The following is a 23,557-nucleotide window of genomic DNA, read 5'->3' on the forward strand; positions in this document are numbered from 1 at the left end:
CTGTGCGCCCCAACCGGAGAGGTTCTAGCCGCCCAGGAGCCCGTCGAAGGCGGTACGGAGACGGCGGACGCCCTCCGCGATCTCGCCCTCTCCGGAGACCGCGGCGAAGCTCAGCCGGACGTGTCCGGCCGGGGGTTCGGCGCAGAAGTAGGGGCGTCCGGGGGCGATGGCGACCGAGGCGCGCAGGGCGGCCGCGACGACGGCCGCCTCGTCGGTGGCCGTCCCCGCGCCGCTGCCCGGGAGCCGGAGCCAGAGGCTGCCGCCGCCCGCCGGGAGGTGCGGCAGAGCGAGTTCCGGCAGCTCGTCGGCCAGGGCGGCCGCCATGGCCGTACGGCGGTGTCTCAGCTCGGTGGCGACAGCGGCGAGGTGGCGGCCCCAGGACGGGGAGCCGACGAGTTCCAGCGCGGCCTCCTGGAGCGGCCGGGGTACGAAGAAGCTGTCGACGACCTGGATGGCCCGCAGGCGCTCCAGCACCGGCCCGCGGGCGGCCAGGGCCCCGACCCGCAGACTGGGCGAGGTGACTTTGGTCAGCGAGCAGACGTGGACGACGACGCCGTCGGGATCGTCGGCGGCCAGCGGTGCCGGCAGCGGTCCGGCGTCGTCGTGGACGAGCCGGCGGGCGAAGTCGTCCTCGACCACGAACGCCCCGGCCGCGCGGGCGATGGCCAGGATCTCGGGACGGCGGGCGGGCGCGAGGGTGACCCCTGTGGGGTTCTGGAAGAGCGGCTGGGTGACGAAGACCCGGGCGCCGGTGGCCCGGAACGCGTCGGCGAGCAGCTCGGGGCGCGCCCCGTCGGCGTCCATCGGCACGGGGACGGGGCGCAGCCCGGTGGCGCGCGCGACGGCGAGCATCCCGGGGTAGGTGGGCGACTCCACGAGGACCGGAGCCCCGGGCGGGGCGAGCGCGCGCAGCGCGGTGGCCAGGGCGCTCTGGCCACCCGCGGTGATCAGGACGTCGGTGCCGGAGACGGCGGGGCCGATCTCGCGGGCGAACCAGGACCGCAGTTCGGGCAGTCCGTCCGTCGGTGGGCGGCCCCAGGCGCCGGGCCTGCGGCCCGCGCGGGCCAGGGCCGCGGAGAGCGCCCGCTCGGGCTGGAGGGAGGAGTGGAGGTAGCCGCCGTTGAACTCGATGACGCCCGGCGGTGGTGCGGTGAGGGTGACGAGCACCCCGGAGGCGTCCACGGTGCGCGGCACCACTTCGGGCCCGCCGTCGCCGCTCAGCGACACCTCCTGCCAGGACGTGTCGCCCGGCGCGGACAGTGCGACGCGGGGGTGCGCGCGGAAGGCGCCGGAGCCGGGACGAGTGACGACGAGCCCCTCGGCGGCGAGCTGGGCGATGGCGCGGGAGACCGTGACGGGGCTGACCCGGAACCGTTCGACGAGCGCGCGACTGGACGGCAGCTTTCCACCAGGCGAGTAGCGGTTGAGCTCGGCCAGCAGGGAAGTGACCAGTTCGGCAACGCTGCTACGCTCTTGCATGAGAGCAGACAATAGCGCTACCCCGCCTTCATCGATAGCGGTTGCCCCGCCGGTCGACACCTCGCGGGCCGCCCCGGCCCCGATCGTCGCGACAGCGCCGGCAACGGCCGGGGCCGCGGACGGGCCGGGAAGCCGGCCCGCGCCCGGGCCCTCGACCGGCCGGAGCGGCACCGTGCTCGCCGGGCTCGGCGTGGTGGCGTTCTCGCTCACCTTTCCGGCCACGGCCTGGGGCCTGGAGAGCTTCGGTCCCTGGTCCCTGGTCGCTCTGCGCAGCGTGCTCGCCGCCCTGATCGCGGGCAGCGTGCTGCTGGCCGCGCGCGTCCCGCCGCCCGAACGCAGGCACTGGGCCGGGCTCGCGGTCGTCGGGGGCGGAGTGGTGGTGGGCTTCCCGCTGCTGACGACGCTGGCCCTGCAGACCTCCACCACCTCGCACGCGGCCGTGGTCGTGGGCCTGCTGCCGCTGACGACGGCGGTGCTGGGGTCCTGGCGCACCGGCGAGCGGCCGTCGCGCACGTTCTGGATCGCGGCCCTCGCCGGGGCGGCCGTGGTGATCACCTTCACCGTGCAGCAGAGCGGCGGCGCCCTCGCCTCCGGCGACCTGTATCTGTTCGGCGCGCTGCTCGTGTGCGCGGCCGGATACACCGAGGGCGGCCGGCTGGCCCGGTCGATGCCGGGCTGGCACGTGATCGGCTGGGCCCTGGTCCTGTGCCTGCCGCTCGCGGTGGCGGGCAGCCTGGTGGCCCTGCCGCTCGAACCCGTACGCCTGACCACCCACGGCGTCCTCGGCCTGGTCTGGGTCGCCGCCGGATCGACCTTCCTCGGGCTGTACGTCTGGTACCGGGGCATGGCGGCGATCGGTGTCGCCCGGGCCAGTCAGCTCCAGCTCGCACAGCCGCTGCTGACGCTCGTGTGGTCCTTTCTCCTCCTCGGCGAGGAGATGTCCGCCGCGGCCCCGGTCGCGGCGGTGGCCGTGCTCGTCTGCATCGCCGCCACCCAGCGGGCCGGCCGCGGCGCAGCGGGGGAATCCCGGCGCGTACGGTCATAGACTTGTCGACACGGACACCGTCTCCCCCTGTGAGGAGGTCGCTCCCGATGGAGGCACACACGGGCGACCGGCTGCTGATGCACGGCAGGACCGTGGGACAGCACGACCGGGTCGCCGAGATCATCGAGGTACTCGGCGACGGGGGCGCTCCCCCGTACCGGCTCCGCTTCGAGGACGGCCACGAACACCTGATGTCACCGGGCCCCGACAGCGTCGTCCAGCACAGGGAGGCGCCGAGGGGCGGGCGGTAGCGACCTGGGGCGCGGGTCCGGGGCCCGTACACCCGGGCCCCGGCCACCGGGCGCCCCTCAGCCAGGGCCGCCCCGGCCCCGGTCCGGGTGGAGCCGGACCCGGTCCGTGTAGTGGTCGGCCACCACGCGTCGCATCGCGCCGATCCGGTCCGCCAGCACACTCTTCCCGGAGAAGAAGACGTGGCCGCCCACCTCGGTGTGGTCCCGGGCGAGGGTGAGGTGGCGGGACAGCTCGGCGGGGTCCTGCCAGGCGTCGGCCTGAGCCGGGTCACCCGCCTTGTACAGTGCCTCACCCACGTACAGCTCGACGCCTGTGCCCCGGACGGTCCCGCTCCACCAGGCGAGAACCTTCGCGTAGTCGGCGGCGGGCTGGCCGACATACCAGTAGATCTGCGGGCAGATGTAGTCGATCCACCCTTCCTTGACCCACTTACGGGTGTCGGCGTACAGGTCGTCGTACGTCTCCACGCCGGCCCGGGTGTCCGAGCCGAGCGGATCGGTCGCCGCGTTGCGCCAGACGGCGAAGGGGCTGATGCCGAAGCGGACGTGGGGCTTGATCTGCCGGATCCGCTCCCTCGTCTCGCGTACGAGCCGGTCGATGTTGTCGCGCCGCCAGGCCGCCCGGTCGGCGAAGCCGCCGCCGTACCGCTCGAACTCCGCGTCGTCGTCGAAGGTCTGACCGGCCACCGGATACGGGTAGAAGTAGTCGTCCCAGTGCACCGCGTCGATGTCGTAGCGCCGCACGGCGTCCAGCATCGCGTCCTGGACGAAGCGGCGGACCTCCGGCAGCCCGGGGTTGTAGTAGAGCTTCCCGCCGTACGGCACGACCCAGCTCGGGTGCTGCCGGGCCGGATGGGAGGCGATGAGGCGGGTGGGGTCGGTGTGGTTCGCCACCCGGTAGGGGTTGAACCAGGCGTGCAGCTCCAGGCTCCGGTCGTGCGCAGCGCGCACCGCCGTGCCGAGCGGGTCCCAGCCCGGGTCCTTTCCCTGGGTCCCGGTGAGGCAGGCGGCCCACGGCTCGTGGGGCGAGGGCCACAGGGCGTCGGCGGTCGGCCGGACCTGGAACACCACCGTGTTGAGCCGCAGCTCGACCGCCCGGTCCAGATAGGCGAACAGCTCGGCTTCCTGTCGCGCCGCCGTGAGCCCCGGCTTGGACGGCCAGTCGATGTTGGCGACCGTCGCGATCCACATGCCGCGCACCTGACCGGGCGCGGCCCCGGGCCGCCCGCCGCCCTTCCGCCTCCCCGCCGGGGAGGCGACCGCGTCACCGGCCGACGTCATCGCCGCCAGCAGTCCGGCCGCGCCCAGCACGAACGCTCTTCTCGCCATTCCCGTTCGCCGCATCCCGGCCCGCCTCTCTCCGCCACGTCCCGCATCCGACTCCACTAGCTCTACGTAACCGCATCATGCCCATCCGTGGCCGCCGCGACCCGCGGGACGCCCCCGTCGGCATTCGGAGTAACGTCGTGGGGTCGAGGCGGGCACCGGAACCACACGGGACCCTGCGATACGGAGAACGGCGAAAGGCACGAGGTGACGGACTCTATGGCCGACATTGCACGCGTCGGAGTGGTGGGCTGTGGCCAGATGGGCGCAGGTATCGCGGAGGTGTGCGCGCGCAGCGGCCTCGAAGTGAAGGTCGCCGAGACCACGGGCGAAGCGCTGGAGATCGGCCGCACCCGGCTGCACAACTCCCTCTCGAAGGCCGCCGAGCGCGGCAAGATCAGCGCGGAGGAACGGGACGAGACCCTCGGCCGCCTGAGCTTCACGACCGACCTCGGGGAGTTCGCCGACCGCGATCTCGTCATCGAGGCCGTCGTGGAGAACGAGCAGGTCAAGACCGAGATCTTCCAGGTGCTCGACCAGGTGGTGACCCGGCAGGACGCGATTTTGGCCTCCAACACCTCCTCGATCCCGCTGGTGAAGCTGGCCGTCGCCACCTCGCGCCCGGACCGGGTCATCGGCATCCACTTCTTCAACCCGGCCCCGGTGCAGAAGCTCGTCGAGCTGATCCCGGCGCTGACCACCTCGGACGAGACGATCGCCCGCGCCGAGGCCGTCGTGCAGGACGTGCTCGGCAAGCACCCGATCCGCGCCCAGGACCGGTCCGGTTTCGTCGTGAACGCGCTGCTGATCCCGTATCTGCTCTCCGCGATCCGGATGTTCGAGTCGGGCATCGCCAGCCGCGAGGACATCGACAACGGCATGGAGATGGGCTGCGCCCACCCGATGGGTCCGCTCAAACTGGCCGACCTGATCGGCCTGGACACCGTGGCCTCGGTCGCGGACTCGATGTACGCCGAGTACAAGGAGCCGCTGTACGCCGCTCCCCCGCTGCTCCAGCGCATGGTCGACGCGGGCCGCCTCGGCCGCAAGACGGGGTCGGGCTTCTACGCCTACTGAGTGTCCTACCGGCGGGCCCGGCGCTGACACCGCCGGGCCCGCCGGGCCCGCGATCCGGGCCCACCGCGCGCCGAGCCGGAACGCCGGACATGCGGCGCCACTGGATGTCGTGGCGCCGCATGTCATCGAGGTGTTCGATCAGAACTGGACGCCGTCGAGCTTGACGTCGTGGAGTGTCAGCCAGGCGTTGAGCCGTACCGGGGTCTCGCTGTACACGGACCGCTGCATCATCGTGAAGGGGGCGGAGAGCGGCGAGGAGAGGTGGGAGCGGACCGCGTCCAGGTCGAGCAGGGGCAGGACCGGCGACCGCTTGTCGGCGACGATCCCGGTCAGCTCCCGGTTGATCGCCTGGTCGTAACCGAGGTCCTGGGTCGACGGGTACGGAGCCTTGCGCCGTTGCAGGATCGACTCCGGCAGCAAGTCCTTGGTCGCGTGGCGCAGCAGGCTCTTCTCCCGTCCGTCGAATGTCTTCATCGCCCAGGGCGCGTTGTAGACGTACTCGACCAGCCGGTGATCGCAGAACGGGACGCGAACCTCCAGGCCCGTCGCCATGCTCATGCGGTCCTTGCGGTCCAGCATCATCCGTAGGAAGCGCGTGATGTTGAGGTAACTGGCCAGCCGCATCCGCCGTTCGGTCTCGCTGTCCCCGGGAAGATGGACGACCTCGGCCGCCGCGGCACTGTACTGATCGGCGACGTACTCGGCCAGGTTGAGCTGCTTGGCCAGACCCGGGGCGAGGAAGGCCGTCGCCTGTTCGCTCACCGGTACCTCGTTGATCGCGTGCCAGGGGTAGGTCTGCGCACGCGAGGCGACGGCGTCGTGGAACCAGAGGTAGCCGCCGAAGACCTCGTCGGCCGACTCACCGGACAGTGCCACCGTCGAGTCCTCGCGGACCGCCTTGAACAGGAGGTACAGGGAGGGGTCGTGGTCCCCGATGCCGTAGGGCAGGTCCCAGGCGCGCAGCACGGTGTCGCGTACACCCGGGTCGGTGAGGTTGCGTGTGTCCAGGAGTATCTCCTGGTGTTCGGTGCCGAGATGGCGGACCATTTCGGCGGCGAACGGGGCGTCCGGCGCCTCCCGGAACTTCTCCGGCTTGAAGCTGTCGGTGAGGCCGGCGAAGTCGACGGAGAACGTGCGGACCTTGCCCCCGCCCGCCGAGTCGAGTGAGCGCTGGGCGAGGGCGGTGAGAGCGCTGGAGTCGAGGCCGCCCGAGAGAAGCGAACACAGCGGCACGTCCGAGATCATCTGGTGGGTGACGGCGTCCTCAAGGATCTCCCGCACGGTCGCGACGGTGGTGTCGAGGTCGTCGGTGTGCGGGCGGGTCTCCAGCGACCAGTAAGTCTCCTCGCGCAGACCGCCGCGTCCGACCCGGACAATATGGCCGGGCCGTACCTCGTAGAGGTTCTTCAGCGGCGTCCTGCCCGGCACCCGGGCGAGAGCCAGCGCGTCGCGGAGCCCGTCCAGGTCCAGTGCGGCGGTGCTGAGCGGGTTGGCCAGGATCGCCTTGGGTTCCGAACCGAAGAGCACCCCCCCGTCGATGGGGTAGTAGAAGAGAGGCTTGACGCCGAGCCGGTCCCTGACGAGAAGGAGTTCGTCGGTCCGTGAGTCCCAGATCGCGAAGCCGAACATCCCGTTGAAACGATGGACGAAGTCGGTGCCCCACTCCAGGTAGGAGCGCAACACCACCTCGGTGTCGCTCCTGGTCCGAAACCGGTGCCCGAGGAGGACCAGTTCCTCTCGGATCTCCTTGAAGTTGTAGACCTCACCGCTGTAGCTGAGGACCACGAGGGGATCGCCGTCCGGGCCCGTCTCGGGCGAGCGCATGGGCTGGCTGCCGCCCTCGATGTCGATCACCGCCAGTCGGCGGTGGCCGAGCATCGCGTGCCGGGCGGTCCAGATGCCCTCGTCGTCCGGCCCTCGGCAGGCCATGGTGGCAGTCATGGCCTGCGCGGCGGCACCTTCTCCCGTCAGATCACGGCCGAAGTCCACCCATCCAGCGATCCCACACATGGACATGCCTTTCATCGGAGGATTCATGGCATTGCGGTTTGTGGCTCAGGTTCTGTGACTCAGGTTGTGCGGCTCAGTTGGTGCTGATCTCCGCCGGAGCCGCCGGCTGCCGCTTGGTCAGCCGGTGGCCCAACTCGGACAGTGCGAGGGCCAGTACGGCCACACCCGCGCCGATGAAGCTGATCCTGTCGGCCCCGATGGCGCCGATACCCACCGCGCCGATGACTCCGGAGAAGGCGATGGCCAGGTAGAGGAAGGCCGCGTTGAGCGAGATCAGCAAGGGCGCCGACTCCGGCTTCAGGCCGATCAGGCGGGACTGCTGGGGCGCGGTGATGGCCCACGCCGCAATGCCGTAGACGACCATGATCACCATCGCCGTGGCGAATGAGTCGGTGGCCAGGGGGAGCACCACGAGGCTGACCGCGAGCAGCGCGATGGCGCCGCCCACCACCAGCCGGGCACCGACCCGGTCGGCCAGCGCTCCGGCGCAGAAGTTGCCCACGGTCCCGGTCAGACCGAAGGCGAACATGAGAACGGCCAGGCGCGTGCCGCTCCCGTCGGTGGCACCGTGGAACACCTCGGCCATGTACGTGTAGACGATGTAGGCGGCGGTGAAGGAGACCAGGGTCGTCGCGAGGACCGCGACCACCCGGCGGTCACCGAGTGGCGCGAGGCGCTGGCGAAGCCCGCCGGGCGCCGAGACCGTGACCCGGGGCACCAGGGTCAGGACGCCCACGAGGCTGAGGCCGGTGAGTACCGTGATGAACCACATCGTCGACCGCCAGCCCAGGGCGCTGCCGACCACGGTGCCGATCGGAGCCCCCAGCGCGGTGGCCGCGGTCAGTCCCGTGGTCACGGTGGCGATGGCCCGGCCTCGGCGTTCGGGGCCGACGAGGGCGGCGGCCGTGACCGTGGCCGCCGGAATGTACAGCGCCGCGCCGGCCGCGGCGACCGCCTGCGCCACGAGGACGAGAGCGAACGTCGGGGCCAGGCCCGTACAGACGATGCCCAGCAGATAGAGCGCGAAGGCGAGCTTGATCACCCCGTGGCGCGGCCAGGCGGCGGTCAGGGTGCTCAAGGTGGGCGACATCAGCGCGCAGGTCAGCGCGAACACCGTCACCACCTGCCCGGCTGTGGTGACCGGGACGTCGAGCGACTGACTGAACTCGGGCAGCACACCGGCCAGCACGAATTCGTCCGTGCCGATCGCGAACGTGCCGAATCCGAGCATGACGACGCCTCGCCAGGCCTTCTTGGGCGACACCGCGTCAGTCGAAGCAGCCCGGTCGGGCACGTCGGCTGATAGCGCTCCCTGGTCGGGGGCGGACGGACGAGCCATGAACTCTCCCCACGTTGGTACCGATCGGTTCCGTATTGGATGGTACCGATCATCACCGTTTGACGTCAAGATCAGCTACTCTGGAGAAATGCCGACCCGTGCGCGTGACCGGTTGCTGCAAGCCGCCGAGGACCTCTTCTACGCCGAAGGAATCCAATCCGTCGGCGTGGAACGCCTTCTGGCCGTCTCCGGTGTGGGGCGCGCCTCGTTCTACCGGCACTTCGCCGGCAAGGATTCCCTGGTGACCGCGGTACTCGAACGCCGCGACGAACACTGGCGGGCATGGCTGGAGGGCGCCGTGACCGCCCACGGGGGCGGACCACTGGCTGTGTTCGACGCCCTGGCCGACGGCGCGGACGACCCCGGATTCCGGGGCTGCGCCTTCATCAACGCGATGGCCGAGTCGGCTTCCCCCCAGAGCGACGTCCACCGGCTCGCCACGGAACACAAGAGCAGAGTCACCGACTTCCTCGACCACCTGATCGAAGAGACCGGCCACCCCCGGCACCACGAACTCGCCGAACAGTTCGCGCTGCTCATGGACGGTGCGATTGTCACAGCGATGCGTGAACAGACCGGCGAACCGGCCCGACGGGCCCGGAGGATCGCGGAGAAACTGCTCGCCTGACGGGTTGTCGACCCGGCGTGCAGCCACCTCTGGCGGTAGCGGCCTCCCGGGCCCACCCAGACACTAGGGAAGACACCGCGGGGGGTGCAACGCCCGGAACCGGCCTGGCCGTAGACGGCCAGACGGCCGGACGGGCCGCACCACGCACCGCGCGGCAACACATCGCCCCCGCCGCTCCCCCCGCACGGCGGGAGCCGGCCGGCGGGGGTTCCCGGTCCTCCTCAGCGGCGCGCAGCGGCCTCGGCCAGCAGGGTCGCGTTCTCCGCCTCCAGTTCCGCGATGCGGTCGCGGATGGGCTGGAGCGCCTCCGCCAGCTCGGCCTCGGAGAACCGGGGCGTGATGTGCTGCGAGCAGTTCCAGTTGATACCCTCGACACGGATGGTCATCAGCCGTTCGACCCGCCCATCGGTCCGCTGGAGGTCGAGCCGCTCGGCCAGCTCCGGGTGCTCCTCGGGCTCCTTCACCTCCGCATGCCCGAAGATCTTCAGGCGGGCCTGTCGCGCGTAGTCCATGAGGAACAGCGCCACCCGCCCCCCGGCACGGACGTTACCGGTGGTGATGTACTGCCGGTTGCCCCGGACGTCCGCGTACGCCAGGGTTCGCTCGTCCAGCACATGGAGGAAGCCGGGAGGACCTCCTCTGTACTGCACGTACGGCCACCCGGTCTCGCCCACGCTGGCCAGATAGAAGCCGTCCCTGGATTCGATGAACCCCGCCTCGGCCGTCCCCATGAGGTCAGGTGCGTCCCCCTGGGAGAGTTGGCGGATGCCGGACAGCGCGCTGCCCTGCTCCCTCTGTACCTGTTGCACACTCTCGGTGTAGGCCACCTGCGCGTAGCGGCTCATTCAACGCCCTTCTTCGTAGCGTCTCGACGTGGGTGGGTACGGCGGTCAACGCCGACGTGAACCACTGGTGGACGGGTGCCGGCGAGCCAGGTCTCCCTCAGCCCGCTCGCCTCGGACAGCGGGAGACGGCGAGGGGCGGTCGGGCGGGACGGAGGCGGGGCGATCCGACCGCCCCGGCGTCCGGCCCTCACGTACCGTCGCTTATGGCCCCTTTGGAACGTGTCATGTCACTGCTACGATGCCCATCGAGGATAATGGTACTCATCGGTTCCGAAAGGTATCCCGAAAATGGCAGAGACGCCTGAGTCCTTCACCGATACGCGTCGGCGCGGACATGCGTACTGTCCGGCTCCTCCCCCGCACTGTCCGGCCCGGAGTCTCCGCGGCCCGCGTCGACCGGCCGCCCGGTCGCATCCGGCTCGCGCTTCGTGTCCGTCGTCACGACGGACCGGGTGAGGTGCGTTCGCACAGCCGGAACGCCGTCGCCCCACACACTCCCCCCGTACCTCCGACTCACCGGAGGTACGGATCGCGGGCACCGCAAGGTATAAGCAAAGGGTTTTCCTATACCGGATAGCCGGATTGCGGAGCGCCGTCCTTCCGGACTCCTCGATGCACCGACGGGAAGATGTCAGGTCCGCGCTCGCGCATCGCTTTCGCCGCTTCTTTTCGACCGTGCGACGCCCAGTGGCTCAAATGTACGGTCACGAACAGGCGATGCGACCCGCAGCGAACCGGCCGACAACCTCCGTGCCCTCGACGCCGCACCGCTGCCCCGTGCACCGATGTCACCGATGCCACCGACCTCAATGCACCGATGACAATGGCAGTTGACATGGACCTGTATTCGGTGGGTAGGATCGTTCAGTTGAATTGGCTCGATGGGCACCACTTCTCCTTCGACTGCCGATGTGCGCAGCGCCGACGGCTCACGTGATTCATGCACGAATCGGCAGCACAGAAGATTCAGGCGAGTCAGCTCGCATCACCAGTAATGGCGAGCTCCATAGTCCACCGCATTGTGCGCTCCCCTCGTATCGCCCTGTCGACGGATGGATGCTCCATGGACAACACCACTGCCACAGCCGCGAACGGTTGGCTGAAGAGTTATCACCCCTCACCCGATGCGGCGCTGACCCTCGTCTGCTGTCCGTACGCGGGCGCCTCCGCCAGCGTCTTCACCTCTCTGTCCGCAGCCCTGCCCGCGTCGGTCGAAGCGCTGTCGGTCCAGTACCCGGGCCGCTCAGGGCTGCGCAGCGAGCCCGCGATCAGCGACATCGGACAGCTGGCCGACCGTATCCGCGCCGAGCTGCTCCCCCGGATTCGCAACGGCCGCCCCCTCGCGCTCTTCGGCCACAGCATGGGGTCGGTGATCGCGTACGAGGTGGCCCGACGGCTGGAGGCGGAGGGGACATCGCCCGCGCACCTCTTCGTTTCGGGCCGGCGCTCCCCTTCCGACGGGCTCGGCCCGCACACTCCGCAGAACGACGAAGAGATAGTGGCGGAGCTCAAGGACATGGGGGCCATACCCTCCAGGCTCCTGAACAAGCCAAAGCTGCTTCAGGCCATCCTGACGGTGGTGAAGAACGACTATCAGGCGAATTACACCTACCGGGCGCCCGAAGAATCGACCATAGAGTGTCCCATTACCTTCCTCCTGGCCGACGACGATCCTTACCTGGACCCGGACTCCGCCCCCGGTTGGCGGAAGCACACGACCGGCGAATTCAGGACGGCACACTTTCCGGGCGGCCACTTCTTTCTGAAAGATCAGATTTCGGCCGTGATCGACGAGTTCCTCAGGGACTTAAAGATCATATCGGATTGAAGATCCGATCTCACCGATGGGAGTAAGCACCGTGGAACACATGCAGATAGTGGTCACACCTGAAGAACAGCAGCCTCCCGGCCGCCAAGAAGTTCACCCGCCGTCTTCATTCTCCTACCCGGCGATTTTGGGCGAGGAAACCGTCGGGACCACGGGCGCGGGCGCGTTCGACGCGTTGATGGTCCACGTGTACGAGCGCGCGTTGGCACACCACTCGGTCTTCGCCTCGGAGATCGCCGTGTGGCTTCGGCTGCCGACCGAAGCGGTCGAACGAGCCATCGACGCCCTGCGGGAACTGCGACTCGTCAAATACTGCGGGACACGGAATGCCTACATCGCGGTGAGTCCGGAAGCGGCCCAGTTGGAGCTGGTGTTCCCGCTGGAGCAGGCCATACATGACAAACGCCGCGAGCTGTCGGACATCAACCGCCAACTCCAGCCGTTCACCGAGACTTTCGGAAACGTACAGCGCAAGCGGCTGCAGAGCGGCACCGTCGTCGTCTCCAGCGACCAGGACGAGATCCTGCTGCGGCTCGCCGATGCCATCCGGCGCTGCACGCACGAGATCCTGGCCGTCTGGCCGGACGGCATCCCCATGAACACGCTGTTCACGAGGACCATGGTGCTGGCGAACGAGGCGTTGCAGCGCGGTGTGAACGTGCGTCTGCTGTACCCCCATACCGCCAGGTCCCACATGCGCATCCGCTCCGACATGGAGCAGTACGTGAGCGGTGGGGCGCTGGTGCGGACCTCCGACGAGTTCTCCGACTTCGTGGTCATCGCCGACCACCAGGCGGCGTTCATCCAGGATCACACCGCCAGTCAGGACACCTTCGCGGTCAGCGCTCTGTACGAGTCGTCCGTCGTGAACCACCTGCGCCGCACCTACGAGAACGGCTGGCAGTCCGCCAAACGGTTCGACGGCCATGTCACCTCCCCCTACGGAGACACGCTCGACGAACTGAAGATCACGATCCTGCGGATGCTCGCGTCAGGGCTGAAGGACGACGTGATAGCCCGTCGGGTAGGCATCGCCCCCCGCACCCTGCGACGCCATATCTCCGTCATCATGAAGGAACTGCGTGTCGACAGCCGCTTCCAGGCGGGTGTGGCCGCGGCGGAGGCCGGCTTTCTGCAGGGAGCGGCACTCGTCTGAGCCGCGCCGGCCGGGGGCTCGACCGTGTGCCCCGGTATGTCGGGCGCCGCACCGCGCCCGGCTCGCGCGCCAGCCACCGGGGGGCGTCTCCCACCGACCGCCTGGCCCCGGGGATGGATCACGCCCCGGTTTGCTCGACAAACCGGGGCACACCCATGGCCGCAGCGACGACCATTCCCTTCTTGTGCGTGATGGAGAGGTGGATGCCCGCCATGCCCGCCTCTGCGGCGACCTGTTGTGCTCTCCCCGACAGCCGGACCACCGGGGCTCCACCGCCGGTGCGCAGGATGGCGATCTGGCGAGGGGTCACTCCCGATCCGAAGCCGGTTCCGATCACCTTGAGCGCGGCCTCCTTGCCGGCGAACCGGCCGGTGAGGAACTCCCGGGCCCGGTCCTCCCCGAAGGACGCCGCGACAGCCAGTTCCTCGGGGGCGTACACATACGCGCGGAACCAGTCGCGGCGCAGAAGCCGGTCGAGTTCGCCCGCCTGGAGCACATCCACACCGATCCACACAGCACACCACCTCACCTCGTCACGGAAGCGTGCGGTCCTCGGGACTCAGTCCTTGAGGAACGTCCCCTTGAACACGCCCTGGAATACGGCCAGTCGCTGGATGTGTCCGGTGCCCTCCATGAACTCGAAGGCGCGCGCGTCCCGGTACGCCTTGTTCAGCCAGGGGTCCGTGACGAGGGAGCCGGGACCCAGCAGGTCGGCCGCCAGCAGTGTGCAGCCCTCGGCCAGCTCCGCGGCCCTCGTCTTGACTCCGGCGATGTGGTCGGCCCGTACCCGGCCCGCGTCGATGGCGGAGGCCACCTGGTAGTTCCGCTGCCGGACGGCGGCGACCCGGTCCCGCAGCTCCTCCAGACGCAGGCGGTCCGTTCCCGTGATGCCCGGGCGCTGTTCCTGGACATGGTCGAGGACCGCGCGGGCGAGACCCAGCGCCGTGCCCGTGAGCACCGGCCGGAACCGCTGGAGGGTCCGGATGGCGCCCACCAGCCCGCGCCGCGTGGACTTGAGGGTCTTGAACCCGAGGATCTGCTCGGGCTCGACCCGGACGTCGTCCAGGGTGATGTGGGAGATGCGCGCTCCGCGCAGTCCCACGGTGGGGATCGGCTCCGCGTTGAACCCGGGCTCGTCCGTGTCGACGAGCACCGCCTCGATCCCCAGCGGGCCCGGCGCCCGCCGGCAGAACACCACGCCCAGCTGGGCGAACGCGGCGTTGCCCACATAGCGCTTCGTCCCACTGAGCCGGAATCCGTCACCCTCCGGAACGAGCGTCGCCTCCAGCTCGGTGGCGGCCGAGCCCTTGCGCGGTTCCGTGAGTCCGAAGAACGTCCAGGTCGGCTCCCGGCCAGCGACCCGCTCGTAGTAGCCCTTGCGCTGTGAGGGGTCGCCCAGCGCGCCCACCGTCACACCGGACATCAGCGGGCCGGGACAGGCCAGCATGAAGCCGGTGTCTCCGTAGCTCAGCTCTTCTATGGTCACCACGTGTTCGAGGCATGAGGTCATGTCGTACGTGTAGGGGCCGGCCACGATGGGCTCGTCGACGTACTCCAACGGAATGGTGCACGACCGCATCAACTCCACGGCCCTGAGGCCCAGCCACCGGTCGATCGCCGTGGGATCCCGGTCGAGCTCCAGGCCCAGGCCGCGCACTCGCAACTCCGCGGCGGCTTCCCCGACATGGCCCCGCAGTACCGTTGTGCGGTCGCTCTCAGCTGCTGCCATCTCCTGTGTCCCCCCACTCGCTTCCCAGATGCAGATAGGTGTTGCCCAGCAGCTCGGCGACGTAGAGAACCGGTCCGGGGCCCTCACTCGTCAGGCTGTGGGCGCCGTACAGCTTGAGCACCGTGCGCCCCGCGCGAACCAGGTCCGCGTGTGCGCGCCGGAGCCCGGCCGCGCTGAGGGAGGGCAGCGCGAGCAGGTCCTGGGTCTCGGACAGGGCCAGGGCCACATCGGCCACCGAGCCCTGCACGAGCTGCCGGTTGAGCAGGCTGGTGCCCTCGGAGGTGCGTTCGCCGAGCCGGGTGACGGCCTCGTCGAGCACCGCGTGTACGGCCGCTCGGTGCAGCCGTACCAACCGATCGGCGAACGCCGCCAGTTCATGGCCGGCCGAGGGTGGTCCGCCGCTCGTCACCGCCAGAGTCCCGGAGCTGCCCGGAACCGGTACGCCGGTGCCCAGCCGCCGGACGGACGCGACCGTGTGTCCGCCCCGGGAGACCACGAGAGCACCGGGCACGGCCGCCTCGTGACAGCCGTCCAGCAGGGCGGCGAACTCCGGCAGGCCGGTGGTCGCGGTAGGAGCGGGGGACTTCGGCGTCGTCATGTGCCCGCTCCCGTCCCGGCCGCGCCGGTTCGGCCGGGAGTCTCCCGGTCCGAGCGCAGTACGGCGAGGTGGGTGCCGCCGGACCGGGGATCGGTGTCGCACAGCACGACCGCCGCGTACTCCTGCCGCCAGGTGCGCCAGTGGCGTGCCAGCGCCAGCCAGACACTGGTGGCGTACGTGCCGGTAGCAAGCCGTTGGCGGCGCACGGCCGGATCGAGCCCCGACTGGTCGAACCACGGTCCGAGGACCAGCAGGGTGCCCTGCGGGTCCTCGGCGACCAGCTCCGTCAGCCTCTCCACCGCGGCTTGCGGCGTGTCGATGGCCGACACATCCGTCACCCGGGGCCCGCCGTCGACACCGAGGACCAGCAGGGCCCCGGAGTCCGTGAGGGGAGTGTCGTGGGCCAGGGGGAAGCGGGTGGGCAGGGTGGTCTGCTCCAGGATCGCCAGCACGGCCGTCCGGCTGCGTCCGGACCGCTGGAACGCGGAGATGATGCGCAGCGCGGTGAACGGCGCTGCCAGTCCTTGTTGGGAGATACCGAAACTGGTGGCCTTGTCGCCGAGGAGCCAGTTGAGATGCGGTGCTATCGCGGCGAAGGGGGTGACGTCGGGCAGGGCGTGCGTCACGATCACCAGGTCGGGGTCGCACCGCCGGATGTCCTCCGGCGCGCCCAGACGGTCGATCAGCTCACGGTGGGTGACGTGGGACCCGGAGCGCAGCAGCTCCTCGTCCACCGTCATCCCGAAGGGTTCCACCAGGTCGCGGTAGTAGGAAAGGGTGGCGGGGGACTCGTCATAAGGCTTGCCCGGCGGGGAGAGCACCGCGCTGGCGGCTCGTAGTGTGGACATCGTGGTAGGCCTCACACCTCACTGGTCTGCTGGGCGAGGACGTAGTCGGTGAGGGTCCCGACGGACTTGAAGTCGTCCATGTCGAGATCCTCCGGGTCGACCACGATCCCGATGCCGTCCTCCAGCGCCATCAGCATCTCCAGCACCGAGGTCGAGTCCAGGTGGAGATCTTCGAACAGCCGGACGTCCCTGGTGAGGCCGTCGACCTCACGCTCCAGGACCTCGCTGAGGGCGGCCTCGATGGCGGTCACCACGTTCTGAGGTTCCATGGCATGTGCTCCTCTGGGTCATTTGAAGTCGACAAGGCGCTGCTTGACCAGCAGTTCCTCGACCCGGTCCCGCTCGCGGACCAGGTGCGGCATCCCGTCGTGGACGAGGACCTCGGCCGGGAAGCCGTGGCTGAGGAAGAGGCCGGGTGAGGCGGTCGGACCGTACGCGCCGGACCGCTCGACCCCCAGCAGGTCACCGGGCTCGACGGCGGGGAGGGCCACCTTCTTGCCGATCACGTCGTTGGGTGTGCACAACGGGCCGGTGAGGGTGTAGGTCCCGACCGGTTCGTCGGCGTACCGGGTCAGGGACCGAATGGGGAAGTTCCGCTTGACGAAGCTGCCGATACCGACCGCGGCCATGTGGTGGTTGGTGCCTCCGTCGGCGACCACGAACTGCTCGCCCTGGGACTCCTTGACGTACAGCGCGCGTACGACGTACGTACCGCACCAGGCCGTCAGGTACCTCCCCAGTTCGTTGATCAGCCGGCAGCCGGGGTGGGCCTCCGCGAAGGGGGCGACGACCTCGTTGATGCCGGCGGCCGTCCGTTCGATGTCGAGATCGCTCTCGTTGTCGAAGTAGCCGACACCGAAACCGCCGCCGAAGTCGACGGTCTCCAGGGGGATGCCGAGCTGCCCCGACAGGTCCTGGGCGGTCGCGAGGATCTGCCGGGTGTTGTGCACCAGGTCGTCCGCGTTGAGGAAGCGGGTGCCCATGTAGACGTGGATGCCCCGCACATGGACACGGTCCAGCCCGTCGAGCACCTCACGGGACCGGCGCAGCAGCTCCACGTCCATCCCGAACTGCCGGGGCTTGCCGCCCATCGACAACCCGGAGCCCTTGGTGTGGAAGTCCGGGTTGATCCTGAGCAGGACCGGGACCTGGGCCCTGCCCGTCTCGACGGCGATCCTTTCCAGCTGGAGCACTTCCTCCAGCGATTCGCACACGATGGCGTGGATGCCGGCGGCGACGCACGCCTCCAACTCGGCGGGGGTCTTGCCCGGGCCGAGGAAGATGATGTCCTCGGGGGCGATGCCCGCACGTTGCGCGGTCAGCAGCTCGACCATGGAGGAGATCTCCGCCCCCGCGCCGAGCGACCCGAGGTAGGAGCAGACGCTCACGTTCGGGTTGGCCTTGAGGGACAGGAATATGTCCACGGCCGGGTGCAGCAGATCCCGCAGGCGCTGGTAGACGGAACGCAGCACATCGGCGTCGTAGATGTACAGCGGGGTGCCGAACTCTTCAGCGATCTCGGAGACCGGTACACCCTGCACATGCAATTCCTTGGTCTTCACGGTGTCCTCTCGTCGATACCGAAGCGATGGAGCGCTCCCTCCACCCGTCGGTCGAGTTCTGTCAGGTGCCGCGCGTCGTGGGCGAAGAGCACGCTGTACAGCCGACCGCCGAACGGCGGTGGGGAGTCGGCCTGCGCGTTGACGGTGCCGAAGCAGGTGATGAGCAGTCCGGTGCCGTCCTCCGGGGGATCGGCCAGAGGACCGAGGGCCTCGGCCACCTCTTCGAACGGGACCGGTGCCCGCAGGCGCAGCGGATAGTGCTTGGCCAGTGCGACCCCGCCGGGCCGCAGGAAGAGCTCGGTGACCCGTCCCTGGTAACTCGACATGTTCAGACGGGCGTTGATCTCCAGGACCGGGTAGACCAGATCATCGGCGCCCAGGAGGGCGTCCACGCCGACGACTCCGAAGAACCCGTCGGCGTAGAGCCTCGCGCCGAGGAGCTGGGCGGCCTCGGCCAGCGTCGCGTGCTGCTCGGCGGTCAGGTTGGCGGGCATCACATGGCCGAGGTGCACGCCGCCTGCGGTGAGCGCCTCTTTGACGAAGTCGAGGCGTGTGCGGCCCGTGCGGTCGATGGTGAACTGGTAGTTGAGGTCGAACCGCTTGGGCAGGAACGACTCGACGACGACGTGGATACGGTCGTCCCCGGTGGAGCGCGCCCTGCGGTCGATCAGCCGGAGCAGCCGGTCGGCCTTGCGGCCGCTGTCGACCACCACGAGGCCCCTGCCGGAGACACCGAAGGCGTCCTTGACGATGACGGATCCCGCGTTGTCGCCCCAATCCCGGTCCAGAGCCCGGTGCAGCTCTCCCACCGTCTCGCAGCAGAAGCCGGGAATCGCCCGCAGCCGGAGTTCTTCGACCAGCCGTCGGCTGTAGATCTTGCTGTTGACACGCTCGTACACACCGGCGTCGGGCACGGCCGGCCGCAGCCCCGTCAGCTCCGAGATCCGCTGCTCCTGGGCGGAGTTCCCCATGGGCATCAGGTAGGCCCCTCCCTGGGCGAGGGTGCGCAGGCGGTCCATCAGCTCCGGGGAGTCGAGCACGGCCCGGCTGGTACCCCCGGCGCCCGCGGGGGCCCGGGTGAGCAGCTCCGTGGGCGCACCGAGTCCGGTCTTGTCGACGTAGTGGCGGTAGCCGCCCGACAGCGGCCGGTCCAGCAGGAGATAGTCGGCCGGCTCGGCGAGGAGGGCCCCCAGTTCCTCCATCCGCTGGACGGTCGCGGTGGTGTTCGAGACGCGGGGCGCCGGGAGACCGACGTAGTCGAGGGCCCACTCCCTCTCCACCTCGAAATTGCACAGCCAGACGAACCGGGCCTCGCGGTCACCGGTGAGCGCCTGCTTGAGGTCGCTCGTGTACACGGGATCGGCCACGGTGATCACCGCTTCCGATGGGTGATGACCATCGCGCCGAAGGTGGCTCCCAGTCCTACGGAGACCAGCACGTAGTTCGCCCCGTCGACGAGACGGTCCTCCTCGTCCCGGAGCGTCGTGTAGTTGACGAAGACGTCGGACGCGTAGCAGTGGCTGTAGCGCGGGATGTTGCTCAGGAAGAACTTCTCGGGGTCCGCGCCCATCTCCTTGATCGTCTGGCGCCAGGAGACCATGTTCACGTTGTGCGGGATCACGAGCTCGATGTCGGAGAACGCCAGTCCCGCCCGGTCCACGGCCTGCTCGATGACCTCGCCGAGTACGGAGCCGTAGGCCCGGCCGAAGTCCTGGGTCTCCTCCCTGCTGAGGTCGAGGCCCGCGGCGAACCGGCCGAGTGTGCGCGTCACGTAGGAGCGCACCACGTCACCGGGTCCGTCCACGGTGACCAGGCAGGCCGCCGCCGCGTCCGCCATGATCGCGCTGTTGGGGATCAGCTGCACCTTGGGTGAGTAGGCGCGTTCACCGGTGACCATCAGGGCGTAGGACGTCCCCTGGCCCTCGGCCCGCAGCAGTTCGCCCGCTACGTCGATAGCCCCGAGGCTGCTCACACACGCCTGGTGGCTGAGGGCGAAGGCCTCGGCGTCGTGCAGCCCCAGGTTGTCCCTGATCACCTGGGCCGCGTCGATCTGCGGCGGGGTGAGCGTCTGCATGGTGTGCGCGAAGATGACGTAGTCGACGGTGCGGCCCGCGGGCAGGGCCTTCAGGGCCCGCTGCGCGGCCGGCAGCACCAGGTCGAACAGACCCATGTCCGGAGCGAAGCGCAGCCGGTCGAGTCCGTAGATCTTCCGGAACACACCGACCTCGGGCCGCCTGAGGCCCAGGCTGCCGGCGACCTCGTCGATCGTCACGCTGGGTTCGGGGAGGAACGATTCGATCCTCTCCAGTGTCGTGGCCCCGCTCATCGGGTGTCCTCTCATCGACCGGCGAATTCGGAACGCACGAGCCAGCTCCGGGAGATGCCGCGACGGTCCCGGGACTGCACGTCGTAGGGCCAGCGCCCCGCTCCCGCTCCGGGCTGCCCGGGCTCCTTGACGTCCCGTACCTTCCAGCCCGCGGCACCGAGGAACTCCTCCGGCTCGTCGGTGCCGAAGAGCCACGGCGTGTCGTCGTCCTTCAGCGCCTTGAGGAACTCGCGGGAGAACGGGCTGCGCAGCAGCGCCTTGTTCACGAGGTCGACCGCCAGCCGGCTTCCCGGCGCCGAGACCGATCCCAGGGTTGCCAGGAGCGTCTCGGCCTGCTGCTTCTCAAGGAAGAACAGCAGACCCTCCGCGACCCAGAGAGTGGGCGCGGCCGGGTCGAAGCCGGCGCGCTTCAGCTCGGGCAGCCACTCTCCGGCGAGGTCGGCGGAGACCTCCCTGCGCTCGGTCCTGGGCTCCGCGCCCAGCCGTGCGAGGCGCCCACGCTTCTCCTCGATGAGGGCCGCGTGGTCGACCTCGTACACGACCGTGCCGTCGGGCCACTCCAGGCGGAAGGCCCGTGTGTCCATTCCGGCGGCGACGAGGACGACTTGCCTGATATCGCTTTCGCGCAGGCTTTCCTGGACGCTTTCATCCATGTATGCCGTGCGGATGGCAATGAACGGAAGGAGTCCGGCGCCTCCGTATTTTTTGAGCAACTCGAATCCGCGCGGCGCCGCGAGCGCTCGGGCATAGGGGTCCTGGAACAGGGCGTCACTGTCACGCTCAGATTCGAGCGCGCGAGCGGCCGCCGTCCATTGGGCGGTGTACGAAACGGCTTCCATGGTTCGTGTGCCCTCCGTGATCCGGGTGTTCAGACGACGGTGAAGAACGCCTTTTCGATTGCCGAAAGGGTCTGGAAGTCCTGGAGCTCGATGTTGTCGAAGTCGATCTCGGCGCCGCTCGCACCCTCGATCGCATAGACGAGCTCGACGAAAGAGAGCGAGTCGACGAGTCGGCTCTCGATGAGATTTTCGTCGGCTGCTATGGTCTGGCGTTCGGGGTGGCGGCTCAGGATCCACTCGCGTACTTCGCCGATGTCGGCAGAAGGCATGTCAGTCTCCTCGATCGCTCGGAGTGATGTGGGTTTCTCTTTTCCTCGGTCGCTCACGCAGGTCGAGTAGGCGACTGCGATGGCACAGGGGGAATCGTGCGCGATACTCACTTCGATATGTCCGATACCGACTGTGGCGGCCAGCTCGCTCGCCCGGCCGCTGAGCCGGACCTCCGGCCAGCCACCGGCCCCCCGAAGGATTTCGATACCGCGCCAGGGCAGCGCCTGTCCCGGTAGGTGAAACAGCTTGAAGACTGCTTCTTTCGCGGCCAGCCGGCCCGCGATGCCTTCGACGTCGGGGTCGTCCGGCAGGCGCAGTATCCCGATTTCTTCGGCGGTGAGCAGCCGGTACAGAGCCCGTTCCGACCCCGGGGCCAGCAATTTCCGTACGCGGCTGAAGGGGACCAGATCGATTCCGACCCGCCCGTCCCACATATCAGTCGACCTGTTGCGCGGCGGCCCGTACCGAGTCGAGCGCCTTTCGCGCGTCGCCGCCGTACAGGTCGTCGAGCACAAAGAGCCAGCGTTCGAGACCGAACGCGACACAGCCGGTATAGGCGTGTTCGCCGCCGTGGCGCAGCCGGATGTCGCAGCGCTCCCCGAAGAAATTCCGGTGGGTGTTCACGGAAGCGATGGCCAGGTCACCCCGGCAGAATTCGTACTTGACGGGGCTCAGCCGCTGCAGAAGAGCGCGGGCGCCGTCGTTCTCGAAGAACGGGTCGGACGCGGCGACCTTCTTGAGATCCAGTGTGAGCGCTCGGGCGAATCGATCGATGCGGCCGGTGAACTCGGCGATGACGTTCTGCGTGTGCTCGAACGTCCCCAGGGCGACGATCTCCCGCATCTGGAAGCTCACGAGCCGCCGGAGGCGGCTGTAGCGGTCCTCGTTCCTGAAACAGCGGTTCACCAGTGTGACCAGCGTGTTGTCGTCGACGCGCGTGCCTTCGTAGTAGAGGTACGCGCCGTAGCAGGTCGCGTGCGGCAGCCCGAACCGGGCAGCCCCCAGATCGCCGGCGGCGAAGCGTCCGTCGGCGGGCCTGCCGCGGCCGCCCTCCAGATCGAGCGGCGCCGCCACCAGGTTCAGGTGGGGGAAGTTCACATAGACGTCGAACTTCTCCAGATCGGAAACCGGGTACATGGGCGGCGGCAGGATCTCTCGCGCGCCGGCCGACCTTCCCCATCCGGTGAACGTCGAGTCGAGTTCCCTCAGCAGATCGGTCTGGTCAGGGTCCAGAATGACCAGCGCGTCGGAGAGGCTCGCCTCCTCCTGTGACGCCGGCATCAGATGATCCCCGTCTTCTCCAGGTACTTGGCGGTCTTACGGAAGACAGCCTTCTCCAGCTCGATTCGCTGGGGCGAGTCGAGCAACTCGCGCCTCAGCTGCTGCGGGTTCTCCATTCCGGCGTCGCGGTACACCTGGGGGTTGTACAGCGACTCGAAGCTGAAGGTCAGGTAGCGCCTGATGTACGTGGAGATGTCCTTCAGCTCTTCTTCGGACGCGCCCTTCCGGACGTCGGCAAAAAGAACCGTTACCAGTTCTCGGCCGAAGGCGATGTGCCGGGATTCATCCTGGTGGTGAATGCGGTTGATGGCACGGATCGTGTCGTCGAGACGATCGTCCAGTGCCATCTTGGAGTTGAAGTGGTCGACCAACTCCTCGAAGATCAGAATCCGGACGAAAACCAGGAGGCTTTCGATGTTCGACCGGGGTATCTCGATGTTGACACCGCCCGGCTGCCGATAGATCTTGTTCCCGTACCGCAGGCAGAACTCCGCGAAGAACCACATGTGCTCGTTCTCCTCACCGATGAAGTGGTGGAAGAACTCGGAAGGCGTCTCGAAGCCGGACGTGTGAATCCGCTTGGTCACCTCGATGAGCAGTTCGCGAATACCGTGCACGTTCAGGCTGTAGAAGTTGATGCTTTCGTGGCGCGAAAGCGCGAAGAGCTGGTTCTCGGTGAGCCGCTTTGCCGCTTCCGTTCCGTACGTAGTGGTGAGTTCCGGACTCATCCACCACATGTTCTCGGGAAGGCTGTCCGGCCATTCGAAAAGCTGGTACGGGTTGTAGTAGTCGTCAATCGATTTCGAGGTCAGACGATTCAGAATACCGAGGAAGCGCTCGTCCTGATCGATCAGGTTACTGACCATGTGCGATTGGCCTCCAACTCATCTCGAACCTGCACGCGTGCCCATTGGCGATTTCGTCGACCGCCCACATAATCGGCGACGTCATGACAGTAGAGACGGCCGATCGGCCGACGCAAGGACCAAAAGCGGCCTGGCCCGGAACGGCCAACACGACGCGGACCGCCTCGGCCACAGGACCGGCTCGGGCTTCCACCCGTACGCCTGAGCCACCCCTCGTTTCGCAGTCAGGAGCCGGCCCCGGTCACCCCGGGGCC

General features: G+C 68.8%; 23 protein-coding genes. 6 read left to right on the plus strand and 17 right to left on the minus strand.

Annotation, left to right across the window (positions count from 1 at the left end; genetic code table 11):
• Positions 1-24: 24 nt before the first annotated feature.
• Positions 25-1,479: a PLP-dependent aminotransferase family protein gene (locus tag ACIRJT_RS10335; protein WP_403907024.1), complete on the minus strand. Its 1,455-nt coding sequence runs from the start codon at positions 1,477-1,479 to the stop codon at positions 25-27.
• Between ACIRJT_RS10335 and ACIRJT_RS10340 the strand changes: the two genes are divergently transcribed.
• Positions 1,478-2,524 carry a DMT family transporter gene (locus ACIRJT_RS10340; RefSeq protein WP_403907026.1) on the plus strand — a complete coding sequence of 349 codons (1,047 nt, stop codon included), beginning with the start codon at positions 1,478-1,480 and terminating at the stop codon, positions 2,522-2,524. The genes ACIRJT_RS10335 and ACIRJT_RS10340 overlap by 2 nt on opposite strands.
• Before the next feature lie 47 nt (positions 2,525-2,571).
• Positions 2,572-2,775: a DUF1918 domain-containing protein gene (locus ACIRJT_RS10345; RefSeq protein WP_403907029.1), complete on the plus strand. Its 204-nt coding sequence runs from the start codon at positions 2,572-2,574 to the stop codon at positions 2,773-2,775.
• A 57-nt stretch (positions 2,776-2,832) separates the two neighbouring features.
• Here the strand turns inward: ACIRJT_RS10345 and ACIRJT_RS10350 are convergent, their stop codons facing one another.
• Positions 2,833-4,119 (minus strand): glycoside hydrolase family 10 protein, encoded by a 1,287-nt coding sequence (locus ACIRJT_RS10350; protein WP_403907031.1) that lies wholly within the window; start codon positions 4,117-4,119, stop codon positions 2,833-2,835.
• Between the two features lie 201 nt (positions 4,120-4,320).
• Between ACIRJT_RS10350 and ACIRJT_RS10355 the strand changes: the two genes are divergently transcribed.
• Positions 4,321-5,178, plus strand: coding sequence for a 3-hydroxybutyryl-CoA dehydrogenase (locus ACIRJT_RS10355; RefSeq protein WP_069755867.1), 858 nt, complete (start codon positions 4,321-4,323; stop codon positions 5,176-5,178).
• Positions 5,179-5,316: 138 nt separating this feature from the next.
• On the opposite strand, the gene asnB is transcribed toward ACIRJT_RS10355, so the two are convergent.
• Both asnB and ACIRJT_RS10365 read right to left on the minus strand, forming a co-directional pair.
• Positions 5,317-7,188: an asparagine synthase (glutamine-hydrolyzing) gene (gene asnB, locus ACIRJT_RS10360; protein WP_403907505.1), complete on the minus strand. Its 1,872-nt coding sequence runs from the start codon at positions 7,186-7,188 to the stop codon at positions 5,317-5,319.
• Positions 7,189-7,261: 73 nt separating this feature from the next.
• Positions 7,262-8,527 (minus strand): MFS transporter, encoded by a 1,266-nt coding sequence (locus tag ACIRJT_RS10365; protein ID WP_403907034.1) that lies wholly within the window; start codon positions 8,525-8,527, stop codon positions 7,262-7,264.
• An 88-nt stretch (positions 8,528-8,615) separates the two neighbouring features.
• Here ACIRJT_RS10365 and ACIRJT_RS10370 point away from each other — a divergent pair, with 88 nt between their 5' ends.
• On the plus strand, positions 8,616-9,155 hold the full coding sequence (locus ACIRJT_RS10370; RefSeq protein ID WP_403907037.1) for a TetR/AcrR family transcriptional regulator: 540 nt from the start codon (positions 8,616-8,618) through the stop codon (positions 9,153-9,155).
• Between the two features lie 221 nt (positions 9,156-9,376).
• Here the strand turns inward: ACIRJT_RS10370 and ACIRJT_RS10375 are convergent, their stop codons facing one another.
• A complete protein-coding gene (locus ACIRJT_RS10375; protein WP_403907039.1) occupies positions 9,377-10,000 on the minus strand; it encodes a pyridoxamine 5'-phosphate oxidase family protein in 624 nt (207 codons plus the stop codon).
• A 1,063-nt stretch (positions 10,001-11,063) separates the two neighbouring features.
• Here ACIRJT_RS10375 and ACIRJT_RS10380 point away from each other — a divergent pair.
• Together ACIRJT_RS10380 and ACIRJT_RS10385 are read left to right on the plus strand one after the other, a co-directional pair.
• On the plus strand, positions 11,064-11,828 hold the full coding sequence (locus ACIRJT_RS10380; protein WP_403907041.1) for a thioesterase II family protein: 765 nt from the start codon (positions 11,064-11,066) through the stop codon (positions 11,826-11,828).
• A 127-nt stretch (positions 11,829-11,955) separates the two neighbouring features.
• A complete protein-coding gene (locus ACIRJT_RS10385) occupies positions 11,956-12,984 on the plus strand; it encodes a LuxR C-terminal-related transcriptional regulator (RefSeq protein WP_403907043.1) in 1,029 nt (342 codons plus the stop codon).
• A gap of 118 nt (positions 12,985-13,102) precedes the next feature.
• Here the strand turns inward: ACIRJT_RS10385 and ACIRJT_RS10390 are convergent, their stop codons facing one another.
• Genes ACIRJT_RS10390 through ACIRJT_RS10445 form a run of 12 tightly spaced genes read right to left on the minus strand, consistent with a single transcriptional unit; the run spans position 13,103 to position 23,303 of the window.
• Positions 13,103-13,498 (minus strand): holo-ACP synthase, encoded by a 396-nt coding sequence (locus ACIRJT_RS10390; RefSeq protein WP_403907046.1) that lies wholly within the window; start codon positions 13,496-13,498, stop codon positions 13,103-13,105.
• Positions 13,499-13,543: 45 nt separating this feature from the next.
• On the minus strand, positions 13,544-14,713 hold the full coding sequence (locus ACIRJT_RS10395) for an acyl-CoA dehydrogenase family protein (protein ID WP_403907048.1): 1,170 nt from the start codon (positions 14,711-14,713) through the stop codon (positions 13,544-13,546).
• Positions 14,700-15,311, minus strand: a complete 612-nt coding sequence (locus tag ACIRJT_RS10400) for a hypothetical protein (RefSeq protein WP_403907051.1) — start codon at positions 15,309-15,311, stop codon at positions 14,700-14,702. The genes ACIRJT_RS10395 and ACIRJT_RS10400 overlap by 14 nt, the downstream gene beginning before the upstream one ends.
• Entirely contained in the window at positions 15,308-16,159 is an 852-nt protein-coding gene (locus ACIRJT_RS10405) for a hypothetical protein (RefSeq protein WP_403907053.1), read from the minus strand. Before ACIRJT_RS10405 ends, ACIRJT_RS10400 begins: the two co-directional genes overlap by 4 nt.
• An 11-nt stretch (positions 16,160-16,170) precedes the next feature.
• Entirely contained in the window at positions 16,171-16,428 is a 258-nt protein-coding gene (locus ACIRJT_RS10410) for an acyl carrier protein (protein WP_403907055.1), read from the minus strand.
• Between the two features lie 18 nt (positions 16,429-16,446).
• Entirely contained in the window at positions 16,447-17,721 is a 1,275-nt protein-coding gene (locus ACIRJT_RS10415) for a diaminopimelate decarboxylase (RefSeq protein WP_403907057.1), read from the minus strand.
• Positions 17,718-19,088, minus strand: a complete 1,371-nt coding sequence (locus ACIRJT_RS10420; RefSeq protein ID WP_403907060.1) for a hypothetical protein — start codon at positions 19,086-19,088, stop codon at positions 17,718-17,720. The genes ACIRJT_RS10415 and ACIRJT_RS10420 overlap by 4 nt, the downstream gene beginning before the upstream one ends.
• Before the next feature lie 5 nt (positions 19,089-19,093).
• A complete protein-coding gene (locus tag ACIRJT_RS10425; protein ID WP_403907062.1) occupies positions 19,094-20,047 on the minus strand; it encodes a 3-oxoacyl-[acyl-carrier-protein] synthase III C-terminal domain-containing protein in 954 nt (317 codons plus the stop codon).
• 11 nt (positions 20,048-20,058) lie between these two features.
• Positions 20,059-20,886 (minus strand): class I SAM-dependent methyltransferase, encoded by an 828-nt coding sequence (locus tag ACIRJT_RS10430; protein WP_403907064.1) that lies wholly within the window; start codon positions 20,884-20,886, stop codon positions 20,059-20,061.
• 29 nt (positions 20,887-20,915) lie between these two features.
• Positions 20,916-21,590, minus strand: a complete 675-nt coding sequence (locus ACIRJT_RS10435; RefSeq protein WP_403907067.1) for a holo-ACP synthase — start codon at positions 21,588-21,590, stop codon at positions 20,916-20,918.
• A 1-nt stretch (position 21,591) separates the two neighbouring features.
• A complete protein-coding gene (locus ACIRJT_RS10440) occupies positions 21,592-22,437 on the minus strand; it encodes a hypothetical protein (RefSeq protein ID WP_403907070.1) in 846 nt (281 codons plus the stop codon).
• The gene (locus tag ACIRJT_RS10445; protein WP_403907073.1) at positions 22,437-23,303 is read right to left on the minus strand and encodes a diiron oxygenase; all 867 of its coding nucleotides are present in this window, start codon (positions 23,301-23,303) and stop codon (positions 22,437-22,439) included. Before ACIRJT_RS10445 ends, ACIRJT_RS10440 begins: the two co-directional genes overlap by 1 nt.
• Positions 23,304-23,557: the final 254 nt, after the last annotated feature.

The sequence above is a fragment of the Streptomyces sp. NPDC102283 genome (genome assembly GCF_044766265.1).
Lineage (GTDB): Bacteria > Actinomycetota > Actinomycetes > Streptomycetales > Streptomycetaceae > Streptomyces.

Excerpts from the sequence above, each read along its gene's own strand:
- ACIRJT_RS10340 (WP_403907026.1), top strand. The coding sequence starts at position 1,478 with ATGAGAGCAGACAATAGCGCTACCCCGCCTTCATCGATAGCGGTTGCC.
- ACIRJT_RS10335 (WP_403907024.1), bottom strand. The coding sequence starts at position 1,479 with ATGCAAGAGCGTAGCAGCGTTGCCGAACTGGTCACTTCCCTGCTGGCC.
- ACIRJT_RS10345 (WP_403907029.1), top strand. The coding sequence starts at position 2,572 with ATGGAGGCACACACGGGCGACCGGCTGCTGATGCACGGCAGGACCGTG.
- ACIRJT_RS10350 (WP_403907031.1), bottom strand. The coding sequence starts at position 4,119 with ATGCGGCGAACGGGAATGGCGAGAAGAGCGTTCGTGCTGGGCGCGGCC.
- ACIRJT_RS10355 (WP_069755867.1), top strand. The coding sequence starts at position 4,321 with ATGGCCGACATTGCACGCGTCGGAGTGGTGGGCTGTGGCCAGATGGGC.
- asnB (WP_403907505.1), bottom strand. The coding sequence starts at position 7,188 with ATGTGTGGGATCGCTGGATGGGTGGACTTCGGCCGTGATCTGACGGGA.
- ACIRJT_RS10365 (WP_403907034.1), bottom strand. The coding sequence starts at position 8,527 with ATGGCTCGTCCGTCCGCCCCCGACCAGGGAGCGCTATCAGCCGACGTG.
- ACIRJT_RS10370 (WP_403907037.1), top strand. The coding sequence starts at position 8,616 with ATGCCGACCCGTGCGCGTGACCGGTTGCTGCAAGCCGCCGAGGACCTC.
- ACIRJT_RS10375 (WP_403907039.1), bottom strand. The coding sequence starts at position 10,000 with ATGAGCCGCTACGCGCAGGTGGCCTACACCGAGAGTGTGCAACAGGTA.
- ACIRJT_RS10380 (WP_403907041.1), top strand. The coding sequence starts at position 11,064 with ATGGACAACACCACTGCCACAGCCGCGAACGGTTGGCTGAAGAGTTAT.
- ACIRJT_RS10395 (WP_403907048.1), bottom strand. The coding sequence starts at position 14,713 with ATGGCAGCAGCTGAGAGCGACCGCACAACGGTACTGCGGGGCCATGTC.
- ACIRJT_RS10400 (WP_403907051.1), bottom strand. The coding sequence starts at position 15,311 with ATGACGACGCCGAAGTCCCCCGCTCCTACCGCGACCACCGGCCTGCCG.
- ACIRJT_RS10405 (WP_403907053.1), bottom strand. The coding sequence starts at position 16,159 with ATGTCCACACTACGAGCCGCCAGCGCGGTGCTCTCCCCGCCGGGCAAG.
- ACIRJT_RS10410 (WP_403907055.1), bottom strand. The coding sequence starts at position 16,428 with ATGGAACCTCAGAACGTGGTGACCGCCATCGAGGCCGCCCTCAGCGAG.
- ACIRJT_RS10425 (WP_403907062.1), bottom strand. The coding sequence starts at position 20,047 with ATGAGCGGGGCCACGACACTGGAGAGGATCGAATCGTTCCTCCCCGAA.
- ACIRJT_RS10430 (WP_403907064.1), bottom strand. The coding sequence starts at position 20,886 with ATGGAAGCCGTTTCGTACACCGCCCAATGGACGGCGGCCGCTCGCGCG.
- ACIRJT_RS10435 (WP_403907067.1), bottom strand. The coding sequence starts at position 21,590 with ATGTGGGACGGGCGGGTCGGAATCGATCTGGTCCCCTTCAGCCGCGTA.
- ACIRJT_RS10440 (WP_403907070.1), bottom strand. The coding sequence starts at position 22,437 with ATGCCGGCGTCACAGGAGGAGGCGAGCCTCTCCGACGCGCTGGTCATT.
- ACIRJT_RS10445 (WP_403907073.1), bottom strand. The coding sequence starts at position 23,303 with ATGGTCAGTAACCTGATCGATCAGGACGAGCGCTTCCTCGGTATTCTG.